The sequence below is a fragment of the Cellulomonas sp. P5_C6 genome, from assembly GCF_054049635.1.
In genome coordinates this window covers 1-529 of record NZ_JBFULZ010000406.1, presented here as the reverse complement: position 1 = coordinate 529, position 529 = coordinate 1, and the positions used below count along the sequence as shown (strand labels likewise).

The window sequence follows — 529 nt, the reverse complement described above, 5'->3', positions numbered from 1 at the left end:
GCGCCTGCACGACCGCGGCGCCGCCGGCCCGGAGCGCCGCGACGACGTCCGCCAGGCCGTGYCGCACCGGCAKGTCGGGCGGGTCGGCCAGCAGCCGGCCGATCGGGTCGTCGTCCACGGGTGGAGTCTGCCGTGAGCGACCAGGATGTCCACATGACGACGCTGCCGCTGACCCCCGACGAGCTGCTCACCACGACCCGGTCCGTCCGCAAGCGCCTCGACCTGACGCGCGACGTCCCGCTCGAGGTGGTCCGCGAGTGCATCGAGATCGCGCTGCAGGCGCCGTCGGGCTCGAACCGGCAGGGCTGGCACTGGGTCGTCGTCACCGACCCGGACCTGCGGCACGCCGTGGGCGACGTGTACCGACGGGCCGTCGACGACTACGTCGCCGCCCCGGGGTACGCGGGGCGGCTGTTCCAGGACGACCCCGGGCGCGCCGGCGTGCAGCAGCGCGTGGGGGACAGCGTCGAGTACCTCGGCCGGCACATGGGAGACGCGCCGGTGCTCGTCCTCCCGTGCCTGACGGCTC

The 529-nt window shown here is 75.3% G+C and carries 1 protein-coding gene; it reads left to right on the top strand.

The annotated features are described in order from the left end of the window. Positions 1 to 132: 132 nt before the first annotated feature. A partial coding sequence (locus ACXJKG_RS21430; RefSeq protein ID WP_456847728.1) for a nitroreductase family protein occupies positions 133 to 529 on the top strand: 397 nt, incomplete at its 3' end.